The sequence below is a fragment of the Endozoicomonas montiporae CL-33 genome, assembly GCF_001583435.1.
Taxonomy (GTDB): domain Bacteria; phylum Pseudomonadota; class Gammaproteobacteria; order Pseudomonadales; family Endozoicomonadaceae; genus Endozoicomonas_A; species Endozoicomonas_A montiporae.
On sequence record NZ_CP013251.1, the window covers coordinates 990,946 to 1,015,043 of the forward strand.

The window sequence follows — 24,098 nt, forward strand, 5'->3', positions numbered from 1 at the left end:
ATGTTTTGTGATCTGGATCAAATAGGGTGAAACGTTTCATCGTTTATGTACATGAAGTGATTCGAATTGGATAATTGCCCATATATCAATATAATTCTTTCACTTAATTACTATCATGCAACACGGCATATCGTAATAATCCAGAATATGCAGTGTGAACAGAAAAAACGTTGCAGGTGAAAATTTCACCTCATCAGACCATTAGAGATGTAAACTTGTGAAAGCCACTATTAAAGATGTAGCCAGAGAAGCGGGGGTATCCATTTCAACCGTATCTTACGCGATAAATAATAAAGACAGGATCAGTTCTGAAACTCGTAAGCATGTGCTGCATGTAGCGAAACGACTTAACTACGTTGCCAATGGCAATGCCAAATTGCTTAAGCAAAAACATACCCGTGCTATCGGTATATTTTTCAACTCATGGTTTGGCCCTATTTACAGTGAAATTGCACGGGGGATTGAAAAAGCCGTTCATCAGGCAGGTTATGACTTGGTAGCCTGCAGCCTTTATGGCGAAGAAAACTCCACGGCTTACAAATATCTGCGTGACCGTATGGTGGATGGCGCAATTATCCTTGCTGACTCATTTGATGACGACTTTCTCAAGTCTACCGCTTCTAATGATCTACCGCTGGTCGTGCTGGATCGTGAAGTAGAATCACCCCATATTTTCAGTGTTCTGATTGATAACTTTGGTGGCGCTTTCAACGCCACCAAAGCATTAGTACAAAGTGGATGTAAAGAAGTTTACTTCCTGGGCGGCCCCAAAAGTTCTTACGACAGCCAGAAGCGACTGGAAGGCTATATTGCGGCTCTGGGTTTCTGTGGTGCCACGGTAAACAGCAAGCACATTCTTGAATGTGATTTTACTGAAGAGGGTGCCTATCAAAAAATGAAAGTCCTGTTTAATAAAGGCACCGTGCCGCACTCAATATTCTCAGCAAATGACGAGATGGCTCTGGGCATATATCGTGCTGCCCGTGAAAATAACCTGAAAATTCCGGAGAATATAAAAGTTATCGGTTTTGATGACATTCGTGAGGCAGAATTTGCAGTTCCTCCATTAACAACGGTATCCCACCAGAAATACGAAATGGGTATAAATGCTGCCGAAATCCTGTTCGAAGCCATTAAAAGCCCGGCCAAAGACTCAGATAAGTTAAGAATTCAGGCAACCAGGCTGATTGAGCGCGAAAGCGTATAAAGCGTATAACCTGTCTCGGCGATTCGGGGAACCCATAGGAGCCTTTGGGTTCCTGAATGCTGACTTAAGCGGGCATCCTGTTATTCAGACCAGAAAATCGGGTTTGAGTAGAACCACAAATCTTCCCATTCGTTGTCCGGATTATTGCGGTCAAACGGCTGTGGCTCCAGTGTATCGGTATTAGTGCCACGCAAACGTACATAGCCTTTTTCGTACTCAAGCGGAATCTCTACATCCAGAATAATGCGACCATTTTCGATCTTCCATTCATCCTTGTAAATACGTTTCAGCACTTTAGTCGTTGAGTTTGTATCGGGCTCGAGATCAATATCAGGGTGGATCGCACCGACAATAATGTCGACCCGGTTCAGAACAGGCAGATCACCGTTGTGGTTAGGCTCCATTGCAGCGCCGATATCAATATTCAGGTGAAGTTTTTCCACACCACCTGTATTGAGGGTGTCGCCCATCGTCGCACCGTTCTCGCCCCTGGCAGTACTCAAGTTGAGATCCAGCGCATTAATAAGGTCACCAAAGGTTACAAAGATACGACCATAGCGTAAGCCATTCATGATATCAGAGTATTCTTTCTCGGCGTAAACCCAGGTTTTAGAGTATTCACCCGGCCAGTAGTCATTACCCGGAGCAAGTTCATTCGGGTTATTACGCAACGGATAGAGGTTACTGGTATGTTTATGAAAGTCGGAATTGGAGGTAATCCAGTAAGGGCGACCACTGCCCAGAATATGGTCCCATGCACCACCTACGACAGCTGTCATCTGATCCATGCCGCCAATAGACGGGGCGCCGCCGTAACCTCCACGAACAGGAGCCGCCTGATGACCCGGGGCGCCTTCCATACCCACTTGCACTTCAGGTGCCACATCGTACCAGCCTTTCATGCGGGGTGGTGTAATCTGGCGGAATTTACCCAGCTCACGGGAGGATCGGCTTGGATGATTCAGGAATACCAGGGGCTTTTCCTGAAACCTGTCCAGCCACTCCAGGCCTTCCAGCATGTAGGCGTTGCGATGACTTTCAATTTCAGCTTCTTTGCGACCAAACTGACGCTGGAAGTCACGCATGGTCTCACGCTCAAGGTCGTTGATTGGAAGAATCAGGGTAGCATGGCCGTGTACAGGAATGTTCCATTCATGACCATAGAAAATCACCATATCATCCACTACTTCACGCGTCTCAAGCAGTTCAGGATAGGCATGCTCAAAGTTGATCATGGAGTGACCCGGATCACCATGATCCGTGTTAACAATCCAGCTCAGACCGAACTTTTTTCCCATAGTCGTGTTTTTCAGGTAAGAATATTTAGCATCCCCACCTTTTATAAAATTGCCATCCATATCAAAAGTCACACTCCAGTGAGTATGAACATGATGGTCACCCGCCAGCCACTGACGATCTTTATCATCGGCATCTGCGCCAACCGATACAGCCAGTAAGCTGGCCAGACAGGAACTCAGCACTTTTCTGCGAAACATATACTATGTCTCCGTACAACCGTTTCGTTTTAATGGAAGCCCGCCATGGGGTAACGGGCAAGAGGGGAAGACAGGCTCACTTGGTAGAATGAGCCTGTTCACCTGTCAGTCCTGAAAGGTGAACAGGCCAGGAGTTGCGTCAGGGGTTTGTTGTCAGCTGAATATTGGACACTCTGAACTTAACGCCATTGAGGGTATCGTTGCCACTAACACCCCTCGCACGAATATTCAGGGCCTTGTTCAGATTCAGGGCCAGCGTATGCTCAATGGCACCGTTACCGCGGGTAAAGAGAGATTTCAGGGGAATAGTGACCCATTCGCCTTTATCCTCTGCAAAGCCAGGCTCAAGATAAACCACTTGAGAGTTATTGGAGCGATCACCTTCCATATTGACCTGAATCTGCTTTGTCGGGTGAGAGGCATAATCTTCAACAATGATCCAGAAGCGCAGGTAGCCGTTGTCAATAAGACGACTTACGTCTTTAAACTCCTGATCTGCAGTACGCAACAGCACGCCACCATTGCTACCCGGATTGGCATTATTGTAATGCACGACCATTGACTGTCCCTGCCAGCTGATTCTTGGTGACGCTGACCCCCAGGAAGCAGGTGTCCTGGCCCAGCCTGTAGAAGGGGCGTTATCATTCATTTTGTACAACCATGATACACCCTCATCATCCGTTCGAATGACTTCATTGGTGTCTGCCGGATCAGTACAGCGTAATACATCGCCCGCTGAATCCGTTTCACGAATCATGGTGACTTCACTGATATCGAAACGCACATCAGACTCAGAGTGAATTTCGAGAGGAATCACTGTCTTGTTGAAGCTTCCGAGGGTGTCGCGGAAGCAACTGGTTGGAACTTTAATGGTCTGGTATTCCGGAGAGCCCGCAATAGCGTGAAAAGCGCTGGTGAGATCAACATAGTGCGGATCGGCAATTTCTACATTCTTATCAGTACTCGCCGTCATCCTGATGGATTTAATGTCGTAGGAACAGTTGCGCCCGAACTCATCACACACTTCAGTTTCCAGTGGCCGGTCATGAACACGAACAGCAAACTGGATAGTCCCACCGACTTCGTAGTAACCCAGGTCAACAGGGAGGTTGTTGGCGGTTTTCAGTCGTATTTTAGCCGGTTGCCCTTTAGTGACCTGGACGCTGATATTGCCCTGCTCTTCAACGGGCTTGTCCATTACGCTGGCAATAATGTTATCGCGAACAACAGGTATGCCCGGGATGACATCAGCGGTCAGGCCAGCATGATCTTCTATCTCAAACATCATGTTATAGGAAGCGTCCTGACCGTACAGGTAAGTTCTTCGAGCCAGGTTCGAGCTGTAATCGAAATCATCCTCTAAACAACCGGTGAGTAGAGATATCGATAAACCACCGAGAATCAGGGACCTGACAGCATTATTCATAGAAATATCCAGTTTCTTATATAACAAAATAGGTATTGCCAATGATGAGGAGTATTAACTTCCTGAAGTACTGATTATTCAAGGGACTCATCAATATAAATTGAAACGTTTCATCAGCGAGGTGAGGATAAGTGAGTTATCGGTCAATATCAAGACCATACACATTCACGCATGGTGACCCAAAAACGATATAGGAACTCGCTCAAAGCGGATGAATAAAGGCTTTTCACAAAAAATAAGAGCTTTCCCTATACGCATCCGTCTGTTTTTTTATATGTTTTTATGTTGTTAGATTGATGCAAATCAAAAGAGCGTGATAAATATTGGTATTAGTTGAATCTATTTGTCTACTGCCGTACTATCGCTTCAGCGGAAACGTTTCTGCAAATCATGATGATAGATTAAGTCGTTTATTGCAGGGCTTGACACGCTTCAGGCTTTAACAACCACAACAGATTTCCGTGTAGTAAGGATTTTGTATGAATAAGACCGTTAAATCGATACTTCTTGGCAGTCTTTCGCTGTCAATGTTAGCAGGCTGCAATAGTGATGATAGCAGGGAGGATTCAACAGACCCGGCTCCACAACCCCCGGAAATTGTAGCTGAGGAAGTGGTTATCTATGGTCCGGAAACCACCCGCGACTTTCATATGCGGGTCACTAACAGGAATAATTTTACATTTGATATTCCTGAAGACCTGACTTTGCGAGCTGGCAATATCACCACTCAGCCAGGCCTGACAGTAGACCACACCCATGCGGAAAAAACGAAGTATGGCAACCCGATTAACATAATAATCGGTAGCAACGATGAAGGCTCTGTCATGATGACAAGCACCACCGGCCAAATCATTGACCTATCTGAGGCAACGATTGACGGCACCTTGCAGTTTGACCTGAAAGTCAACAGCAAACCAGCAAAAGGCTCCAAGGTCTTTCTGACAATGAGCCACGAGAATCTGTCCGTTGCAAACCCACTACCGCCAATACCAAGCCCTACCGGGATCTCAGAGCAAACAATAGACATCACAGGCGCTTTCAACGCTTACTCTGGCGGGGCAAAGCAGACGGTAAGGGTTCCACTCGCCTGTTTCAACACTGAAGAACATGAGTTTGATTTCAGCCAGACTATCATGCCTTTTGGCCTGCATAGCGACAGCAACCTGGATATCGACCTGAGCAATATCCGCTTTGTGCCAAATTCAACAGGCCACCGTTATGAACTGCAGTGTCAAAAGCCTGACAATGTCCAAACACTGGCCTCCTCGAATGCTCATAATCTGTTTACGCGCGGCAACAACCCGGATAATGATGATGGCTTTACCGGTTGGGCCAGGAAATACAAAACATGGAATGGTGGTGGAAGCACAAAAATCAGAACCGATGTTGTTAATAAGGACAACAACAATACCCGTCATCTGCTAGTGACCTTTATTGAGTCCCAGCCCGCTGGCAGGGGTGGCCTGCTGCTCGACCCGAACAACAACAATATGGACTGGTCTGAGTTTGTGGAAAATGGCGTTCTCAGATTCCAGTTGCGAGTAGATGACTACGCCCTGCATCCAACCCGGCAGTTGCAGGTAAGTTTTGAAACCGCAGGAAACAACTCCAACAAAATCACGCTCGATGAAAACTGCTCCGAAGGAGGCTGGGGCTGGGTTGAAGTACCCGTTAAAGAGCTGATCACCCGTGCAGACGGCGTCGTTGACACTACCATCATTCAGAACGTAAGAAACGCCATGCATCTCGCGCCTGCTGATATCAGAGGCCAGGACACACTGCAAGGCATCGCCTACAGACTGATTAACGTCACGCTCCAGCCGACACCAGGCAATGAAATTACAGAAGGCTACTGCCAGAGGAAATAATAAGCGAATCAGGGAACTCACCATTTAAAGGGTGTACGCCGACTTATTTTCAAAAGCCGAATTAACTTTTTACTTGTTAGTTCGGTTTTTTTATGTTTTTTGCACCTTGCTATTCTGTATGATCAGAAAAACTGCATCAGATCATTGAAGTCAAAACAAATTTGTTTGACTATATATCCACCTTTTAATTAACAAATGTTGTTGCCTGTTGACACGTTGTCGAATGAAACAACAACGCATCTGTAGTAATTAACCATGTTTAAGAATGTACTCACCGCAGTGGCAGCCGGTGTATTAACCTTTGCTCCCGTTAGCTTTGCTGATTCTGCGCCAACTAATGATACAACCCCAATGAAAGCCCGCTTTAAGTTTGATATTAACGAACTCCATGATTGCTATAACGACGGTGAAATCATGTTTTTTCGTAATGGCAGGATGACTTACGCAGGCGACGACTTTATTCTGAGGGAGCCGAAACAGTGGCTTGTTGGGGGCGAAGTGAAACCCGGCGATAAAATTGGTTTAGAACTCTCTGAAGTCAGAATTGAACACGAAGAAATGTCCCTTACCTTATTTGACCTGAACGGCAAGCGGGAACTACGTAATCAGAACAATATGCCAGAAGCTGGCGACCAGTGGGAAATCATCATCAGCGACGGCGTTGTTGCTTTTGGTATTGGTTTTGAGCACAAAACGGCCATGCTGGCACTGTCTTTTGATCTCTTTGACTTAAACAACCCTGAAAACAGGACACGACTTGATTACAGCCTGAGCTGTAATCAGGAGCCGATTCCTGAACAGAACAGGCAAAAAGGGTAATGAATCCAGTCTTCGAGCCAGCTTCCGGAATAAACTGACCAAGCACCTCGTTAAACAAAATCCCATTCCCATACAGAAACATGGGAGTGGGTTTCGCTATAAAGATTGTCAGCGAACTATGTCAGGTATCAGGGTAAAAAGAGATAAAATGCTTGCGATGCTAAAAAAAATCCACGAATCAGCAAATGTGGGAATACTGATCCGTGGTGTCTCAAAAAACAACACTGCCAGATAGGCAATCAGGAGATTTTACAGGTGCCACTCCAGTCACGAGTAGTTAAAAATGAAAGTTAATGCCCGCTTTTGTGAACAACTGCTTTCTGTCACCGGCACCTCTTAAGTTTCCTGTGTAAAAACGATCGTACTTACGATAGGAGACTTCCAGTAAAGCCTGTAGGGTTTCATTAATTCTGTAAGTGTTCAGGAAAGTATATCGGTTTATGAAATAACCGGTATCTGTATCTTTATTGAAGTTTTTATTTCTCTGAAAAGAGAACTCTGAACGAAGACCGTTAGATAATGAATGGTTAAGTGTTACTTTACCAAACTGGTTCAGGTTTGTTTGACCAAGATGATTCTTGTTTTGGTTGCGCGTTAATTGAAACTGAACATGGCGATTAGGACGATAGCGATAGCCTATCTGGTAACGAGGATCCTGCGTTTCATAATTATTAGTCTCATCTATCTCTGAGCCATCATCAATATAGAAGCTCTGTTCTCTGTAGCGATAGTCAACATGGGCATTAAAGTTGTGACTACCAAAACGCTTATTGCCACCGACTTTAATGATATAGGTGTCTGTATTATTTAAACGCCCACCCTGATTGCTTCTGCCAAACCCACTGAAATTGGTATATTCAAACTCGGCAAACCAGTTAGCGGTAGGGCTCAAAACCTGTTCAAATCGTGGAGCCAGCTTCATCCAACGGGTTGGAGCGTCAATCAACTCACCGTTTTCTCCTCGGCTGACATTTGACTCATTCATGGCATAACGGATACGCCAGTTAGGATGGAATTTGGTGTTACCATCGAAAAGTACTTTTTTAAACTCGCTGCGACGCTCTCTGTTTCCATAGGTGTTATCGGATAGTTCAATACCCGAAAAGATACGGGTTCGCTTCGGACCATTTTTGTACAACCATGGGTTATTTCGTCTTCTTTGCTGTCGTTCGTTGCGTGCATTACGTGCATTGTTAGCAGACATATTGTAGCTATCAAAAACATCCGAACTGATCTCAGGAAGATTCAAACTTTCTTCCCAGGCTTCAACAACTTGTTTCTCCAGTGCCGTAACAGGTAATGCAACTGAGCCAAATACAAGAGGAAGTAGTAGCTTTTTCATATGATTTTTTCGCTAATCTTTATTCGTTACCGCTGGAATATAAAAGAGCTGCATTACTTACGTGGTTTCATACGGGCAGCAAATTATTTGAACAGCATGAAAGATAAACGTTTCGACCAACGTCGTCAATATCGAATAAGTACATTTGTTTTCGTTAAAAATGACTACAGAACCCTAGAATCACGGCTTTTCGCATAATCACACACATGAAAAGGCCTGATAAAACCCGCTAATGTTTGACTTGTGTCATGCTTTGCCAGCTTTATGCTGTCTAATTCAGCCTATTGTAAATAGTAAACATTTCTCAACTTTGTATCTGCTACTTGAGCATTTAAACAACATCACAATTAAACAAGTGTGTCGGGCGCATAAAACGCATAAAAATTGAATAATTAACGCACACCAAAATTCTATAGGTCTTAATAAACAGCTACTCGCTACTCCATGAGGGTAGATTACTGACCTGTATCATAGAAACAATTCTTTGGCATTTTGTTCTCAGTTTGATCCTTATAGAGTGTGCAGTTTTTACACTTATGAACTCAACTTCCTGTAAGCGATAAATAGAATGGCTGTCGCCTGTAGTGAAAGAGGTCATACTTTTTACAGTAAAGGGCATAACAACCTCATGACTTTGCCGTCTTTAAAGAAAGTTGCCTTAGGGCTAACATTTTCAGCTCTGGCCTGCAACGCCTCTGCAGGCCCGGTTCCGGCACAACGAGCAGCAGAACTTCAACAGCAGCCTAATATTGTCATCATCTTTACCGACGATATGGGCTGGGGAGATGTGGGGTACCACGGCTTTGACGATATTAAGACACCCAACATTGACAAACTGGCAGCCAATGGCGCGCACTTTCCCCAGGCTTATGTTTCCGAATCTGTCTGTGGCCCATCCCGCTCCGGTATGCTGACCGGTGTCTATCAGCAGAGAATGGGCATCTATGGCAATTCCAGCGAAAACCATATTCCCCATGACCAGCCTCTGGCGATGGAAATAGTGAAAGACCAGGGGTATGCGACTGCTGTCATAGGAAAATGGCACCTTGGCGACCCGACAGGTAAGCCGAATGAGCGTGGCGCTGACTTCTTTTATGGCTTTCTGGGTGGCTCTCATGACTACTTCCGCTCCCAGACCGTAGATACGGGCAAACTGCTCCTGGCCCCTATTTATCGTAATGACGAAGTAGTTCCTCCAATTCAGGAGCAGAACGGCTACCTGACTGAAATGTTCACTGATGAGGCCGTTGGCTTTATTGAGCGCTCGGTTAAAAAAGACAAGTCGTTTTTCCTGTATCTTGCCCACCTGGCTGTCCACCACCCATGGCAGGTGCCAGAATCTTATGTTGAGCGACTGAAAGACCTGCCTGTGAAAGAAGGTATTGCTGGTGAAGAACGCCGGCACTTTGCCGGAATGGTTCTCGCGTTGGACGACAGCATTGGTCAAGTCATGGATACCCTGAAAGAACAGGGTGTTTACGACAATACCCTGATTGTTTTCATGAGTGATAATGGTACTCCTGCCGGTCAGGGCTTTGCCCAGCCACGTCGTAAAAAGCGGAACGAGACCACTATGTCCAGCCCCGGCCCCTTCAATGGCTTTAAAGGCACTAATTATGAAGGAGGTATTCGTGTACCGTTTGCCATGCAATGGCCTGGCGTCATTCCGGCTGGCCTGAAGTATGAGCCAATGGTAAGCGCACTGGATATTGTTCCAACCATTGCTTCCCTGTTTGAAGGTACCAATACTGGTATATTCCCGTTTGATGGCACCAACCTGCTGCCTTATCTTCTCGGTGAAAAGCCTGCGGATGCCATCCCTCACGAGACGTTATACTGGCGTCGTAACGAAGAGTACGCCATTCGCGATGGCGACTGGAAGCTGACCTTCAATCGTTCACACGGTCCTCAAACCATCCGTCTGTTCAATATGGCGAAAGATCCGGGGGAGTGGGATGATCTTGTCAGCAGGGAGCCAGGGAAAGCTCAGGAGCTCAAGGATAAGTTTGACGCCTGGGAAGCCGGTCTGCCGGTCAACAGGCTCAGCCACAGACCAACTAACCGAAACTTTGATTACGATAAGGGTCATCGTGTAAACGTCAAGGAGTTTAACCGTAACACGCCTTAATACCTTGCTGGTTCAGGGGTATCACCTGCTTGATACCCTTGCCACACGGCTGTTGGGCAGGAATAGACTATGAACACGGGGCATTGGTGGCTGAAAGAAGGGATTGTCTACAGGAAAAAAGAGCCTGGAAGATCAGGCTCTGTCAGTCAATCGTTCAGGATTACGCCCTGTCCTTACGCTGCGAGGCTCTCCACTCCTGCATGTCCCTGCGCTGCTTTCTTGAAAGCATCTTGTTGAGGGCGTCGTTGTAATTGTTACGGTTAGCTCTGCGGGCCGCGTTACGGGCATTCCGATCATCAGGAAACTCTTTGTTTGCGGCCTGCTGCTGTCGGTACAGATTTTTCTTCAGCTCCATCAGTTGCTTTTGCTTGTCTTCAGACAGGTTGAGTACGCGGGTCTTCTCCTGAACCTGTTGCCTGAAGCGCATCATGAACTGCGGTGGCACCTGATCGGCGTGGGCTGTTGGAGCAGCGTGAGCTGCGGTAACGCTCATGGAAGTGCTCAGAACAAGACCTGACAATATGCTTACGATAGCCTTTTTCATCTTTTACTCTTAAAACAACAACGATTAGAAGAATTTACACGAAATGTTTCGGCAATATTGACTTTACATAACGGAAAGGATGAGTTCAACACTCCTGTAACGTATATGATAAGAAGTAGCTCAAAATATTACGCAAAGTTAAACAATTCTGATACAAGTCAATTTATTAGTCATAAGAAATAAGAACCGGCATGTACTGAGTGATAGTGGTCTGCTTTTAAAGGCGAGTTGAAGTGTGGCGTTTCCATCCCGAGTATGAAAACGCATCAGCAACTCAACGCTGGCCGACTTACGGGAAGGGGTAGTGGGCCAGAACTGTTATATCGCGTGAATATTGACCCCAAACTCAACTTTATTAATCAATAATCCAATAACAATATCGTGCATCTTTTCGAGCTTTGAAAAACAAATTGTCTTTCTGGCCAACCGTTTAATCCAAGTCCGAAAATTAAGGTTTTTACGCTCTATCTTCTGAGTGTTTGCTTTACCAATAATATGCATGTTTTCATCAAGGTGTCGCTCATAGGCTCCCCAATCATCGGTGTAAAATTTATTAATACCAAATGGCTTCAGAAGTGTTTTGAGTTCTTTAAAAACTTCATCTTTCCGTTTTCCGAAAACATAAGCAAGCACGGTATTTGTAGCGTGATCAACAGCATACCAAAGCCAGCGTTGGTTCGATTTATCATGAACATACGACCACTGCTCATCTAGCTCAGCCTCTTGGCAGACAAGCCCTACATGAATAATTGCATCTGACTTGAGATCAATAGTTTGAATATTTGGGTTGACCTTTACCAGACCGCTTTCTTTTTTTTTAGAGTCTTTATTACTGTTGTCTTGCTTATTCCGAGTACTTTACTTGTATCCCTGATTCCGCTGCCATTTATTGCCATATCGATGATTTTTTCTTTAACGCCAGGCTCACAGGCCTTGTAGCGATATTCAAGCATGAAGGTTTTGATTTCACATTTGTCATTACAGCAATAGTATCGTGGAACATCATGAGTGCTGTATCCGAAAGGCCGAACTTGGTTACTGCCACATGTTGTACAGAGGACTTGCGTAAGGCACATTTTTAAACCGCATTTTTCAAAGTTGCCGAATGTCGTATTTTAGCAGACAGGGCTAGAATCACAGAACTGTGCCACTACCCGGGAAGGCTTTATCTCCACCAAGCTTTATTATTCGGCCGCAAATCTGATTTAATGCCGCCTGGTCATGGCTGACCAGTATTAAAGCGCAACCAATTCTCCGGGTATGTTTTAGCAGTAATGAGAGTGTTTCAGAAGCGACTATCGGATCCAGTCGGGAGACAGGTTCGTCTGCAACCAACAGTTTCGGTCTCATCATCAACGCTCGAAGTAAAGCAAAGCGTTGCAGCTCACCGCCTGAAACCTGCGAGGGTCTTCTCTCAAGCAGTTTTTTATCCAGCCTGAGCCTGTCAAGCCAATGTGGTATTTCAGCTTTATTAAGGCTGTGCAGCCTGCACAGATCATCCAGGTTCTGGCTCAATGTTATGGTCTGGGGGAAAGCGGAGGGCGGATCCTGATACAGTTTTAACATTTTTCCACGGGTAAGTAAGGGTGAGTGCCGGACGCCCCCTTCATCGGTTTTAACAAGCCCCAGTATCATGTCTGCAAGAGTGGATTTACCGGCTCCACTGCCCCCTGACAGGCCGATTATTTCACCTTCGCCGATGGTCAGGTTCAGGTCTGAGAACAGTGGTTTGCCACCACGCGTTTTGCTGGCCCGGCTGATGGTCACCAGAGGGCTTTCGTCGTATGAAAGGTTTGAGGTTACTGCCGAAAACACAGGAGAGTGCGCGGCAATCAGTGCTCTGCCGTAAGCTGAAGCCGGGTTTTGAAGAATGTCATGGGCTTTTCCCTGTTCAACACAAGAACCCTGTCGCATGACTATAAGGTCGCCTCCTAGCGCCCTGGCGACATCAATGTCATGTGTGATGGTGAGTAATGAGCCTTTATCGCTTTGCTTCCGTAAAAGCTCAATAATCCGTGACTTATGGCTGGCATCCAGCCCTTTGGTCGGCTCGTCCGCGATCAGGACATCCGCACCTGCCGCTGTGGCGCATAGATAGGCAAGGCGCTGCGCCATACCTCCGGATAGCTGGTCAGGCACTTTCTCTCCATCAGTGCCTAGACCCAGTTCAGTCATACGTTTCAGGGTAATATTTGCCGATTCTTTCTCCGACAGGCCATTAACCAGCTGTTCAACCAGGGCAGCCTGCTGTTTGCCTGGCATAATCGGATCAAGGGAAAGCCAAGGTTCCTGAGGGAGCATAGCAATACGACATCCCCAGAGTTGTTCCAGCTCATCCAGCGTGTGATCGTCACGGCCAAAACGCCTTATATGACCAGAGCAGGTGAGTCCGGCTGGCAAAGCCCCCATAATGCTTTGGGCCAGCAGGCTTTTTCCGGAGCCGGTTTCGCCAAGAATGGTAACAGGGTTGCCAGTGCTCAACGTCAGGGATAAGCCGGAGACAATACATTCATTTACGGAATGAATGGAAAGATTTTCTATCTCAATAACGGGAGTCAATTCTCTTGAGGCTGCTGCTGCCTCGTCGAAGGAAAGCTGGCTGCGTGCTACAGAATGACCTGCAAAACTATTCATGTTCACCTCCTGCAATGAGGTGAAATCCAAGTACCAGTAAAATGACTGCGGTCAAAGGTTGGAGCAGCACCCATGCTGCGTCAGAGTAATAGGGAAACAGTTCGACCATCATCAGACCCAGTTCTGCGTGGGGAGGTCTGAGTCCAACATAGACAAAACCAATGGAAGCCAGTGCAAGCACAGAGTTACCGGCACCAAAGCAGGCCAGAGTATAAATATCTTTCTTGCAAGCCGGCCAAAGATGACGCTTAAACACATACCATGGGCCAAATCCGTAAAGCAGGGAAGCTTCAACTTCCGGGGAGTTCATGACAGTGATGGTTCTGGCGCGAATCACCCGAAAGTATTCGACCCACAGAACCAGAGAGATCGCTATATATAAAATGAAGAATGAACCGGGAACCAGCGCGCCAAACAGCAGCACCAGAACCAGTCCCGGCAACGCCAGCAGAATATTGACGACAATGGACAGAATACGGTCAATCCAGCCCCGCTTCCAACCGGCAACAACGCCCAGTGACACACCAAGGGTAGCGGACGTCAATACACTGAATACTGCCATCAAGATAGAAGTCTGTAACGCTGATGAAAGACGGGCCAAGTTGCTTCGACCAAACTGGTCTGTGCCAAGAGGCTCAGCCAGGGTAGGCGCATGAAAGACCTGATCCAGATTCTGACTTGCCGGATTGTGTCCCCAGAACAGGGTTTCCAGCACCACCAGGCTCAGCAGGAACAACAGCAGTGCCGCCCCAAGATACTGTGAGGGCCTTAATTGAATGTCGGCTTTCATTACGATAAGGTCTCTTCTCTCTGTCTCGGGTCAAGCTTGAATACAATAAGGTCTGCTACCGTATTGATAGCTACAAATATCAGGCCCATAACCAGCGCAGCCCCCTGAATCATCGGTACGTCCCGGGCGAAGATGGCATGGGCCAGCGCATGGCCAATACCCGGCCAGGAAAACAGGGACTCTATCATGACGATACCTTCAATCAGGTTGATCGCCTGTATGCTGACAAAGGCGACAACCGGCAAGGCAATATTGGGAGATGCGTGATGCGTAAAAGCCTGCTGTTCTGTTAATCCCTTAAAACGTGCAAACCGGTAAAAAGGTGATGCCAGAACATCGCAGGTTGAATTGCGAATCATCCTGCTGGATATGGCGGCCAGCGTCAGAGCCAGAGAGAGGGCTGGCAGTATAAGGTATTCGCTGCTGCCAAAACCGGCGACGGGAAACCATCCCAGTTTCAGGGAAAAAGCAAGGACCATCAACAGGCCAATGACAAACACGGGCTGCGCCCTGAGTATAACCGATACCATTAACGACAGCCGGTCACCTGCTCCGCCAGCATGCCGTCCGGCATAAAGTCCAACAGGGACGGCAATGAGCAAGGCAAAGAAACTGGCAAAGACAGCCAGCTCCAGGGAGCTTCCCAGCTGATGGGCAAGTTCCTGAGTAACCGGATTTTCTGAAACCAGAGAATCGCCCAGGTTAAACCGGAGCAGATTTAGCAGCCACTCCAGATATTGAACAATAGCGGGACGATCAAGGCCCAGGTCTGCCCTCACGGCTTCTGCCGCAGCCTGGCTGACATAGTCATAGCCGTAGCGTCCGGCGGCGATACGGTAGGCAAAGTCACCGGGCAGCAGTCGCATCATAATAAACGTCAACGTCCCTACGCCCCAGGCAACAAAAGCAGCCTGTGCCGCACGCCTGAGAAGAATTTGTTTAATCAAAATACATCTCCGAAGCACGGTAGTTTTGCTCAAAAGGATCGTAGTAAAAGTTTTTGAGTCGTTTGTTGACAGCGATTTGCTGAGTGTAAAAAATCACCGGAATAACAGGCATCTCTTCTGCAAGAATCGAAGCGGCTTGCTGTGACAGTTTGAAATAGGCTTCGCTGTCCAGAGTCAGGGTCATCTCACTGAGAAGTTGGTTTAACTCGCCTGAGGTCCAGTTCATGTGTCCCCAGTCGCTGCCAAGGTGGGTTCTGGTATCGTCAAACAGTAATGCCAGGGGATCATTGGCCCAGGCGAAATTCCGGGCCACCAGTGCCAGTTCAAGTGTACCTTGCTGATGCAGGTAAGGGATGTCACTGGAATTGCCGACATAAATAGTTACTTCGATACCCAGATCCCATAACTGCGCCTGGATAGCTGTTGCCACAACCGTCATTTCAGGGCGGTCGGCGTAGGTCACAAGCCCCAGGCTGAAACGTCTGCCATCGCGAACGCGAACACCGTCATCACCGGTAATCCAGCCTTGACCTGTCAGGATTTCCCTGGCTTTTTGCAGGCTTTTCTGACCTTCCAGCTCCTTCATGTGCCAGTCGCCCAAGGCGGGCGGGAACAGCTGGTAGGCTTCGGAGCCGGGTACCCTGATAATCCTTTCGGCAATGCCTTCACGGTCCAGGGCAAGGCTCAGGGCTTGCCTTGTTTCGACAGTATTCAGATAAGGGTGTTCATTATTCAGCTTCAACAGCAGTGTACGGGGAATGGACTCGCTGTAAACATCAACATTCGGAGCCTGCTCCAGCATGCTGATGCTGGCCGGGTCAAGCGTATAGATGATGTCTGCCTGTCCGCTTCGTGCCTGCAGTGCCCGGCTTTCAGCACGGTGTCCAGTAAGGTACTGTATCTGCCTGATTCTGGCCGGTTCTCCCCAGTAGTTATCAAACCGCTCTACATCCAGCTTGTGAGGAGGGGACAAGAGCTGGATCTGGTAAGGGCCTGTGCCTTTCAGTATGGCAATAGCCCTTCCATTTTTTTGCTCAAAAGACGATGGAGCGGCAATAGCAGTTGAAAAGTGGGACAGTACGTAGAGTAGTGGCCGATAGGGTTGTTCCAGTTCAAAAACGACTTCATAATCACCTTCAAAATAGAGCTTATTCAAAGGTAGCTGATGAATAATTCCGGGCTTTTTCAGTGCCTGTTGCAGGGAAAAGACGACAACTTCTGCCGTCATTGCTGTCCCGTCATGGAATAGTACGTCAGGGCGCAAGGTGAAACGCCATGTCAGACGATCGTCGCTGGTTTGCCAGTGGGTAGCCAGTTTAGGTTGTATACTGCCGTCTGGCTGAATTTCTACCAGGGTTTCAGTGACCTGGAAGCGTGAAAAGATATAACCGTCTTTGGACAAATCCTGACTGGTGTACTCAAAGGGGGCGCCAATCACCAGCGTCTGATTCAGGTCAACGCCCTTATAGGACGCTGCCAGCCAGATGGTTAGCATGATAGCTACAACGATAAAAGTTTTTTTAAACATTCAGAAAATTCTTAGGTTGCACTTTGAAAGAGTTCTAATACTAACTGGTGATAACAGCCCCACACGCATAAGCTTTCCTGGGAGCCTGTGTCAGGGCTAAAGACGTTTTGTATGAAAAAACCCGCTAGTTAAAGCGGGCTGGAATTAAGTGGGTAAATCGTCAGGAGATCAGTGCTTATCTGCCGTTGGCTTTTTTGTTGTATTCCTTGACGTCGGTGATTTCACCAGCGTAGAAGCCCATGTTACGGTTCTGGGGTTTGTAGCTCAGCTTGTTAACAGGCAGAGTCGCTTCCCAAGCGTCAAACTTGTTCTGCAGCTCCTGGGCTTTCTCCGGGTGCTTACTGACCAGGTCGTCCCATTCGCCAGGATCGTTTTCGATGTTGAACAGGCGGATAGTCTGAGGGCCACTCTGGCTGTTCCAGGTTAGTTTCCAGTCACCATCGCGGATCGCGTAATCGTCGTCACGACGCCAGTACATGGTTTCATGAGGTCCATCTTCACCCATTTCACCTTTCAGGTAAGGCATCAGGTCTTTACCGTCAAACGGAGTAGCACCAGACCAGAGCTCAGTACCGGCCACTGCGGCAATGGTTGGTACGATGTCCATAGAGGAAACCATCTGTTTATATTCCTGACCAGCAGGAATTTTACCTGGCCAGCGTGCAACAAACGGTACACGAATACCCCCTTCATAGGTGTCACCCTTGAAGCCGTTGAATGGACCAGGGCTCGACATGGTGGTTTCGCCGCGCTGCTTCTGGACAGGCTGCGCAAAGCCCTGGCCACGAGGTGTACCATTGTCACTCATGAAAAATACAATGGTGTTATCGTCAATGCCGTGATGCTTCAGTGAGTCCATCACTTCACCGATGCCATCGTCCAGTGCCAGGGCCATGCCTGCAAAATGTCTGCGCTCCTCACCGGCAATACCTTCAGCGACCGGCAAATCTTTCAGCCGTTCAACGTAGCTTTCGGGTACCTGCCATGGGTGGTGAACGGCAAAGTGAGCCAGATACATAAAGAATGGTTCTTTACTTTTCACGGCCTCATCAATGAATTCAATGGCCTCGTCAGTAAACAATTCAGTCAGATAGCCATTGCTTTGCTGAATAGGCGGCTCTATTTCGGTATTGCGATAGATGGGCGCGAAACGCATGTGGGCATCAGGGTTGGTGGTGGACTTAAAGTAGTCGTGACTACCGTCCAGGAAGCCATAGAAGAAGTCGGCACCACGTTCGTTCGGCAGGCCCGTTAGTTCACCCAAGTGCCACTTACCGATTACTGCAGTCTGGTAGCCGTTGTCCTTCATCATTTCCATGGCCAGTGGCTGGCTGGATGGAATATGGTTTTCGTTAAAGTTACCGTAGATACCAAAGCGCTGCTGGTGAACACCGGTGATCATACCGGCACGGGACGGGCCACAGATGGAAGCGGATACGTAAGCCTGTGAAAACCAAGTGCCTTCTTCTGCCAGTGCATCAATGTTTGGGGTTTTTATATCTTTGTAGCCATGGTAGCCAACGTCGCCCCAGCCCATATCGTCTACATAGATGATGATGACGTTAGGCCTGGTAGCTTCTGTATTTACAGAGGTGGCCTGTGTCGGTGCTGCAACCGCTGCCGCACTATGGACAGTTGCTGAAACGGCCATTGCCAGCAAAGCTTTTTTAAGCTTGGACATTCCTATTAAACCTTTTGGTGCAAAGTGAGTATAAACGTTTCTCTTATTCGCGTAAATCTACAGAGTAGACATCGTTATATCAATACAGTGCTGCAAAATAATCTAATCCATTGTACACAATGAGCTTTAACGTTGATGCATGTCACTTGTGTTGTAATTATTTTGATTAAAGTCAATAGAGGTGATGACTTATGGGAACGAGTGGAAGAAGATGCAAGAAAATTATATTACGAAATGTTTCTACATTCTCTGCGACATTTAAAGCTTTCTTCACAGGAGCTGCATCTGTATGTATCACATGATGGGCTACAGATATAAGTCGAAATAAATACATCGAGTGGAACTCAATGATAAAACTAAAGCGGACAATATTGTGTGTTTGTATTTCAGCCTATCCTTTAGCCGGTTGTAACGATCAATTCGGAAGTGAAAATCTGCCTTCTTTTGTTGAAGGCGTGCCGCCAACCGGGGAAGCCTCTCCAGGTACTCCTCCAGCTTCAGATATCGCTACGAAGCTGCTCGTTGGATATGAACCGGACGAAACATTACCAGAACTCAGCGTGAATGGCGGCAGTGCAGCGGTTGAAATCTCAATGGCCAGGCAGGGTTCTCACGCTTATCCGACAGAAAAAGATTATTTCCTGAGTCTTGGCTGGGAAAACCATAGAGATGATTACCTGTCTATTCGCCATGATTTTTCGTCGGACGTGATTGACTACGACAAAGCCGACTTCATTATGCTGGATCTTTATGTGCCGGAAGGGCAAGAGGTATCTTCAGTGGATATGAAACTGGAGGGACAGGTTTTTTCCAGTATAAGCAGGAATGTTGTCAACGGTGGCTGGTCTACGATTGCTATTGATGTACGGCAGCTTAAGGATAAAAGCAGCTCTACCCTTGAAGAGTTACGACTGTTCACCTCTGATACCCATGGTGAACTTTATCTCGATAATATCAGGCAGATTTCTGCCAGCCCCGAAGTGGTGGAGGTTAACTCTGTCCATAGTGCGGCTGAAGTGGTCTGGAGACATCTGGATCCGTCTTTCTGGCTGAAAGATTTTAAAGGGTATAACGTTTACCGTTCTGTTGTTGGTAGCGACTATAGAGAGAAACTGAACGACCAGCCGGTGACCGTCAGTGCGTATATTGACTTTGATGCGGATGACAGCCAAGAAGCCGATTACTTTGTCAGCAGCGTTATTGGTAGCACAGAGTCAGAGCTGACTTATGTCGGTCGGGGCAAGGCAGCAAACCTGTCTGACAAAGAGTTCTTGGACAGTTTACAGAGAACGACATTCCGCTACATGACGGACTATATGCATCCGCACAGTGGCCTGACACGAATTTCATACCAGAAAGCAAACCAGAGCAACAATTGCGGCCCTTTTCATACGGGAATGGCGACCATGGCTCTGGCTGCGGGGGTGGAGAATGAGTTTATTGATCGTGAGGACGCTGCCCGCCGCGTGGTGAAAATGCTGCGTTTCATGAAGTCCGCCGATCGCTTCCGAACCGGTTGGCCACGCTGGGTACGTTGTCATACCGGCAGGCTGGCGGGCCTGGACAGTCCTGATGATGGCGCAAACTTGAGCGATACCGGCATGTTCCTGCAGGGGGCGCTGGTCGCTCGTGAGTACTTCACTGAAAACAATGCGCTGGAAGCGGAAATTCGTGAACTGGCATCAGAGTTGTACCACTCCGTTGACTTCAACCTTTTCCGTGATTTTGACGGAAAAACCGAAGGCGAAGTGCTGATGTGGCACTGGTCACAAACGACAGGGTTTGAAGAAAGCCTTTTGTTAAAAAGTTTCCAGGAAACTTTTGGGGTGTATGTACTGGCCCTGGGTTCACCTACTCACCCGATACCGGCAGAGGTTTACCACTCCGGTTGGGCAGCCGGTGGTGGCATCAGTTATAACCGCTACATTAACGGCGAGCTGTCCAGGCATGACGACACCGGGAAGTTATACAATGGCAACCGCCTGTGGGGGGGAAATAAGCAAGAACCGCTTTACTCAGTCCATCACAACTATATTGCCATCGACCCCAGAGACCTGAGGGATGACTATGTCAGCTTCTGGGACACGGCACACAGCCGGGTTGACCTGCAGTATAACTACGGGTTGATGAACCCTGAAGATCACTCGAGTTATGGTGAGCTGGAATGGGGCATTATGGCTGATCACGACCCTTGGGGTTATCAACGCCACGAGGTGGAAGGCAAACCCGGTATTGACGATAATGGTACGATTTCAATGGGCGCACTGGTCGCCTCAACACCTTATCTCCCGGAGAAAATTATTCCTGCGATTCGCCACCTTTACGATAAATACCAGACAAAGGTTTACGGCGGCTATGGATTTTATGACTCCTATAACAAGGATGCTGACTGGTGGTCTGCCGACCACCGGAAATATGTCAGCCTGAATCCGACTTCAAATGTTGTCGCCCTTGAAAACCACAAAACAGGCTTAATTTGGGAGCTCTATGACAAAGCCCCTGAAATACAGGAAGCTTATCGCAGAGGCGGCTTTGTCAGGGATGCTGATGCGGGGTTGATGGTCAGTTATTTTGAAAATGAAGGTCGCTGGGATGTGGACAACCTGCCAGATCTGTCGGCGATGACACCTGAGTGGGAAGTTCAGGTGAGTACCTTCCACGCAACACCACGAGACCGGGCAACAAACTTCGGGCTGTTGTATCAGGGTTGGCTGACTGTCGAACAATCCGGTCACTATACCTTCTATACGGATTCGAACAGCCCGAACAGGCTCACAATTGATGGGAAAAAAGTCATAGAGGGTGAGGCAGGCATTGAAAACTCCGGCACGATTTATTTACCAGCCGGTGAACACCCGGTATCTGCCGAGTATTTTCAATCAACCGGTATGCGGCAGTTTACGGTTTCTTATGAAGGTCCGGGGGTAGAGAAAAAGGTTATTCCTGTGAAACGACTGCGGACTTCTGAACGCAAGTCCTGAAACTTTTAATCAAGTCTGCTGGAAAAGCTCCTCACCCCCATGCACCGTTCCGGGGTGAGGATGGCACAGCGTTAACTGTCTTTCCTGATAGCAGTTGCTGCACGCTTCGGCAGCCAGGCTTTTGTGCCATTACTTAACAGCACCTCCTGCCAGTTTTCCGATTCCTGCAGCAGAATAAACTCGGTTCCCTGATTCAGCGGATTGGTGAAGGCAGGGGCATAGACTATGCCGGGTCCTTTGCGGGCAGTGATGTCCATTGCCGTGATGACGCCGGTACTGACTGCAGGCGTATAGTTGAGCTTGAAAACGGTCAGAGCACTGGTCAGCAGCATAATGCTACCTGCGATGATGATGCGGCTCTTCTCCGTTCGGTCAGAACGGATATAACCCCACACCAGCCACCAGAACACCAGATAAACGACTATGGAGAAAAATAGCCAGGTGTCGGAGCTGGCTACCTGGTGGGTTGTTGCCAGCCATGGGTTGCCAAAGCTGTCAGGCAAACTGTCGAGCCTCTGTGTACGGGCGTATTTGAGATTGTGCGTCAGCTCATTGCTGCTATACCCAAGCTCTTCCGCGCGACGATACCAAAGAATGCTTTCACCATAGCGATCTGCAAGGAACCAGCTGCTGCCAATGTTGTAAGCCAGAATCGCCTGGTTAATGCCATCAACATTCCACAAAGCCTGTTGTTTGCCCGCCATCAGCGTGTGGGCTTTACGGGCTCTGTGCGGATAACTCTGGCTCAACTGCAATGCCTGCTTGTGTTCCTTTCTCAATGCCTGCAACTGACCATCCAGGTCAGTGATTTCTGCCTGACTAATATCAGGCAATGACAACAGCATCAGGGTGAATAGTAAAAGCTGTTTCATGACCGTACTCCTTTTACTGCTGGCACTCTGTCACCAGGCAGGGCCTTATCAAGGCACTGCATCAGCCCGACAAATGCTGCATGCCGGGCTGATGCAAGCTGAGTGTCGTTAGTCCGGGAGGCATAATCCTGTTGACAGCAATCCAGCCACTGACAAACCTCCTGATTCAAAGCGTCGCTGATACCCGACTGAGACAGTGCAACGGCCAGAGTCTGGCTATTGAGTTTCGACGGTGGCAGCGCTATACGACGATAAAAGTATGCACTCAGCGGAGCCAGGGGGTCACTGCCTGTTTTCAGCTCATCACACAGTTGTGTAATTGCACTGTCGCCACGACAGGCTTTCCACTTTTCCTGAATAGTCGACAGAGCACCGAACAAAACCAGTCCGGGAGGTGAGACCAGCAAAGCAAGCAAGAATAACGCCCGGAACGGGTTTTTTTCCTGAGTCTGGCTTACCAGTTCCTGCGACCAGTTATGCGACCAGATGCCATTCTGGTCAGGTTTAACCGGGTTTCTCAGCTCCATATCATCAGACAGTGCGCTGGTACTAATGTTAAACCGCTCAACAGGTATCACGGTCAGGGGAATTGGTGGTGTAGTATAGTTGTGGAAATGCCCGGTTTGCGGGTCAAAATAACTGAAGATCACAGAAGGAATTTCCGTTGTATCAGCATTCCCCGGAAACAGACTCTGTCGTACGATTTTCACACCATTTTCGTAGGTTCCCGGCCCGATATCTGCCGGGACATCAAAGCTGTTGGTGAACGCTGTCATCGTGTGCAGTTCAGGCAATCTGGCTACCTCAGGATCCGGATGCGTAATCTCAAAGCGTAACTGCATGGGTTCGCCCTGATGCACTTCATCCGGTTCGGCAGCAACAACAATGTCCGGGCGACCAATCATGCCTGAAAAGTTTTCAGGAACTTCCGAAGGTAAAGGCTTAACTTCAAATCGCAGAGGTTGCGCTCTGGTCATCAGTCGAACAGGGGGCTCACGGGTTACACTCCGTTCAGCCTGGAAGAAGTTGTTGTCAAAATGAGCAGGAAGCCGTGAACCCCTGAAATCCTGAGGGCTGTTTCTCATCAGTACGGGGTCCGCACTGGCCAGCAACAGGGAAGGAGGCAGTTCAAAAACACCTGCCTTCCGAGGCTGCACCTTGTAATGAAAATGAATGCGGAAGAGATCGCCTCCCATACGGTGCCAGCGTGCAATAATACGACGGCTGCCAACCGGCAGGCCAATGGCGTTCTGGTCAGATGAGACGAAAGCATCCCAGGGTTCAACCGGCAGAATGTCAGCATGCTCAAACACCGGAAGCAGAATGTTAACCGCTTGCAGCGCATTCGGATGAATGGAGGTGATCCATTCAAAATTCACACTCAGGGTCTGCCCCAGATAAACGCTGTCTGTATCGTAGCTGACATGAATGCTCATATCGTCGGTTTCCACAGGCGTGGAAACGGTGACATTTTCATTGCTGCCGGTCTGGTGACTGCCCAGGGTGAAGACGGGTAACGTCAGCTTACCGGCTTTCAATGGGGTTAGCCTCACAGGAAAAGCCAGGGCAGGCTTATTGTTGCGCTCCAGTCGCACCGCCGACCGCGTGGCAACGGCAAAATCCGCAGTGTCCGCAATCTCCAGCTCCATCTTCCCGGCTGGCGGATTCAGGGCAAGAATAAGAAATTCTGCAGATTGTCCCTGCCACATTTTGCCTTCTGGCTTTTCCAGCACAAGCTGCCAGTCTTTAGCGGCACTGCTGGCAAAGGCTGCCGGAAACACCAGCAGCAACAGCAGGCCGACCATAGGTTGCTTTAAAAAAGGTTTCATAAACAT

At 48.1% G+C, this 24,098-nt stretch carries 17 protein-coding genes; 5 read left to right on the top strand and 12 right to left on the bottom strand.

What is annotated here, in order from left to right; translation table 11 throughout:
• Window positions 1–217: 217 nt before the first annotated feature.
• On the top strand, window positions 218–1,207 hold the full coding sequence (locus EZMO1_RS04380) for a LacI family DNA-binding transcriptional regulator (RefSeq protein WP_034875205.1): 990 nt from the start codon (window positions 218–220) through the stop codon (window positions 1,205–1,207).
• Between the two features lie 80 nt (window positions 1,208–1,287).
• Here the strand turns inward: EZMO1_RS04380 and EZMO1_RS04385 are convergent, their stop codons facing one another.
• Both EZMO1_RS04385 and EZMO1_RS04390 read right to left on the bottom strand, forming a co-directional pair.
• A complete protein-coding gene (locus tag EZMO1_RS04385; RefSeq protein ID WP_051789871.1) occupies window positions 1,288–2,703 on the bottom strand; it encodes a CehA/McbA family metallohydrolase domain-containing protein in 1,416 nt (471 codons plus the stop codon).
• Window positions 2,704–2,842: 139 nt separating this feature from the next.
• Window positions 2,843–4,129, bottom strand: a complete 1,287-nt coding sequence (locus EZMO1_RS04390; protein WP_034875203.1) for a putative glycoside hydrolase — start codon at window positions 4,127–4,129, stop codon at window positions 2,843–2,845.
• 479 nt (window positions 4,130–4,608) lie between these two features.
• Between EZMO1_RS04390 and EZMO1_RS04395 the strand changes: the two genes are divergently transcribed.
• Entirely contained in the window at window positions 4,609–5,997 is a 1,389-nt protein-coding gene (locus EZMO1_RS04395) for a putative glycoside hydrolase (RefSeq protein WP_034875201.1), read from the top strand.
• A 255-nt stretch (window positions 5,998–6,252) separates the two neighbouring features.
• Complete coding sequence (locus tag EZMO1_RS04400; RefSeq protein ID WP_034875198.1) at window positions 6,253–6,816, top strand: hypothetical protein; 564 nt, start codon at window positions 6,253–6,255, stop codon at window positions 6,814–6,816.
• 277 nt (window positions 6,817–7,093) lie between these two features.
• Here EZMO1_RS04400 and EZMO1_RS04405 read toward each other — a convergent pair whose 3' ends face one another.
• A complete protein-coding gene (locus tag EZMO1_RS04405; RefSeq protein WP_034875197.1) occupies window positions 7,094–8,158 on the bottom strand; it encodes a hypothetical protein in 1,065 nt (354 codons plus the stop codon).
• Window positions 8,159–8,726: 568 nt separating this feature from the next.
• Between EZMO1_RS04405 and EZMO1_RS04410 the strand changes: the two genes are divergently transcribed.
• Window positions 8,727–10,286: a sulfatase family protein gene (locus EZMO1_RS04410; protein WP_082211982.1), complete on the top strand. Its 1,560-nt coding sequence runs from the start codon at window positions 8,727–8,729 to the stop codon at window positions 10,284–10,286.
• 160 nt (window positions 10,287–10,446) lie between these two features.
• On the opposite strand, the gene EZMO1_RS04415 is transcribed toward EZMO1_RS04410, so the two are convergent.
• From EZMO1_RS04415 to EZMO1_RS04450, 7 genes are all read right to left on the bottom strand, one after another.
• Window positions 10,447–10,779, bottom strand: a complete 333-nt coding sequence (locus tag EZMO1_RS04415; protein WP_034875195.1) for a hypothetical protein — start codon at window positions 10,777–10,779, stop codon at window positions 10,447–10,449.
• A 369-nt stretch (window positions 10,780–11,148) separates the two neighbouring features.
• Window positions 11,149–11,906 (bottom strand): IS1 family transposase gene (locus EZMO1_RS27990; protein ID WP_420809906.1). Its coding sequence is split into 2 segments (ribosomal slippage): window positions 11,149–11,639 and window positions 11,639–11,906, totalling 759 coding nucleotides; the frame shifts between segments, so codons are not numbered across the junction.
• Between the two features lie 58 nt (window positions 11,907–11,964).
• A complete protein-coding gene (locus tag EZMO1_RS04430) occupies window positions 11,965–13,464 on the bottom strand; it encodes an ABC transporter ATP-binding protein (RefSeq protein WP_201772177.1) in 1,500 nt (499 codons plus the stop codon).
• Window positions 13,457–14,254, bottom strand: coding sequence for an ABC transporter permease (locus tag EZMO1_RS04435; protein WP_034875193.1), 798 nt, complete (start codon window positions 14,252–14,254; stop codon window positions 13,457–13,459). Before EZMO1_RS04435 ends, EZMO1_RS04430 begins: the two co-directional genes overlap by 8 nt.
• Complete coding sequence (locus tag EZMO1_RS04440) at window positions 14,254–15,201, bottom strand: ABC transporter permease (protein WP_236632003.1); 948 nt, start codon at window positions 15,199–15,201, stop codon at window positions 14,254–14,256. The genes EZMO1_RS04435 and EZMO1_RS04440 overlap by 1 nt, the downstream gene beginning before the upstream one ends.
• A complete protein-coding gene (locus EZMO1_RS04445; RefSeq protein ID WP_034875191.1) occupies window positions 15,194–16,729 on the bottom strand; it encodes an ABC transporter substrate-binding protein in 1,536 nt (511 codons plus the stop codon). Before EZMO1_RS04445 ends, EZMO1_RS04440 begins: the two co-directional genes overlap by 8 nt.
• Before the next feature lie 175 nt (window positions 16,730–16,904).
• A complete protein-coding gene (locus EZMO1_RS04450; protein WP_086936385.1) occupies window positions 16,905–18,410 on the bottom strand; it encodes a sulfatase family protein in 1,506 nt (501 codons plus the stop codon).
• A 371-nt stretch (window positions 18,411–18,781) separates the two neighbouring features.
• Between EZMO1_RS04450 and EZMO1_RS04455 the strand changes: the two genes are divergently transcribed.
• A complete protein-coding gene (locus tag EZMO1_RS04455) occupies window positions 18,782–21,391 on the top strand; it encodes a glucoamylase family protein (protein ID WP_034875190.1) in 2,610 nt (869 codons plus the stop codon).
• Between the two features lie 71 nt (window positions 21,392–21,462).
• Here EZMO1_RS04455 and EZMO1_RS04460 read toward each other — a convergent pair whose 3' ends face one another.
• Window positions 21,463–22,263, bottom strand: a complete 801-nt coding sequence (locus tag EZMO1_RS04460; RefSeq protein WP_034875188.1) for an SH3 domain-containing protein — start codon at window positions 22,261–22,263, stop codon at window positions 21,463–21,465.
• Complete coding sequence (locus tag EZMO1_RS04465; RefSeq protein ID WP_187300049.1) at window positions 22,260–24,092, bottom strand: BatD family protein; 1,833 nt, start codon at window positions 24,090–24,092, stop codon at window positions 22,260–22,262. The genes EZMO1_RS04460 and EZMO1_RS04465 overlap by 4 nt, the downstream gene beginning before the upstream one ends.
• Window positions 24,093–24,098: the final 6 nt, after the last annotated feature.

Excerpts from the sequence above, each read along its gene's own strand:
- EZMO1_RS04385 (WP_051789871.1), bottom strand. The coding sequence starts at position 2,703 with ATGTTTCGCAGAAAAGTGCTGAGTTCCTGTCTGGCCAGCTTACTGGCT.
- EZMO1_RS04390 (WP_034875203.1), bottom strand. The coding sequence starts at position 4,129 with ATGAATAATGCTGTCAGGTCCCTGATTCTCGGTGGTTTATCGATATCT.
- EZMO1_RS04395 (WP_034875201.1), top strand. The coding sequence starts at position 4,609 with ATGAATAAGACCGTTAAATCGATACTTCTTGGCAGTCTTTCGCTGTCA.
- EZMO1_RS04400 (WP_034875198.1), top strand. The coding sequence starts at position 6,253 with ATGTTTAAGAATGTACTCACCGCAGTGGCAGCCGGTGTATTAACCTTT.
- EZMO1_RS04405 (WP_034875197.1), bottom strand. The coding sequence starts at position 8,158 with ATGAAAAAGCTACTACTTCCTCTTGTATTTGGCTCAGTTGCATTACCT.
- EZMO1_RS04410 (WP_082211982.1), top strand. The coding sequence starts at position 8,727 with ATGGCTGTCGCCTGTAGTGAAAGAGGTCATACTTTTTACAGTAAAGGG.
- EZMO1_RS04415 (WP_034875195.1), bottom strand. The coding sequence starts at position 10,779 with ATGAGCGTTACCGCAGCTCACGCTGCTCCAACAGCCCACGCCGATCAG.
- EZMO1_RS04430 (WP_201772177.1), bottom strand. The coding sequence starts at position 13,464 with ATGAATAGTTTTGCAGGTCATTCTGTAGCACGCAGCCAGCTTTCCTTC.
- EZMO1_RS04435 (WP_034875193.1), bottom strand. The coding sequence starts at position 14,254 with ATGAAAGCCGACATTCAATTAAGGCCCTCACAGTATCTTGGGGCGGCA.
- EZMO1_RS04445 (WP_034875191.1), bottom strand. The coding sequence starts at position 16,729 with ATGTTTAAAAAAACTTTTATCGTTGTAGCTATCATGCTAACCATCTGG.
- EZMO1_RS04450 (WP_086936385.1), bottom strand. The coding sequence starts at position 18,410 with ATGTCCAAGCTTAAAAAAGCTTTGCTGGCAATGGCCGTTTCAGCAACT.
- EZMO1_RS04460 (WP_034875188.1), bottom strand. The coding sequence starts at position 22,263 with ATGAAACAGCTTTTACTATTCACCCTGATGCTGTTGTCATTGCCTGAT.
- EZMO1_RS04465 (WP_187300049.1), bottom strand. The coding sequence starts at position 24,092 with ATGAAACCTTTTTTAAAGCAACCTATGGTCGGCCTGCTGTTGCTGCTG.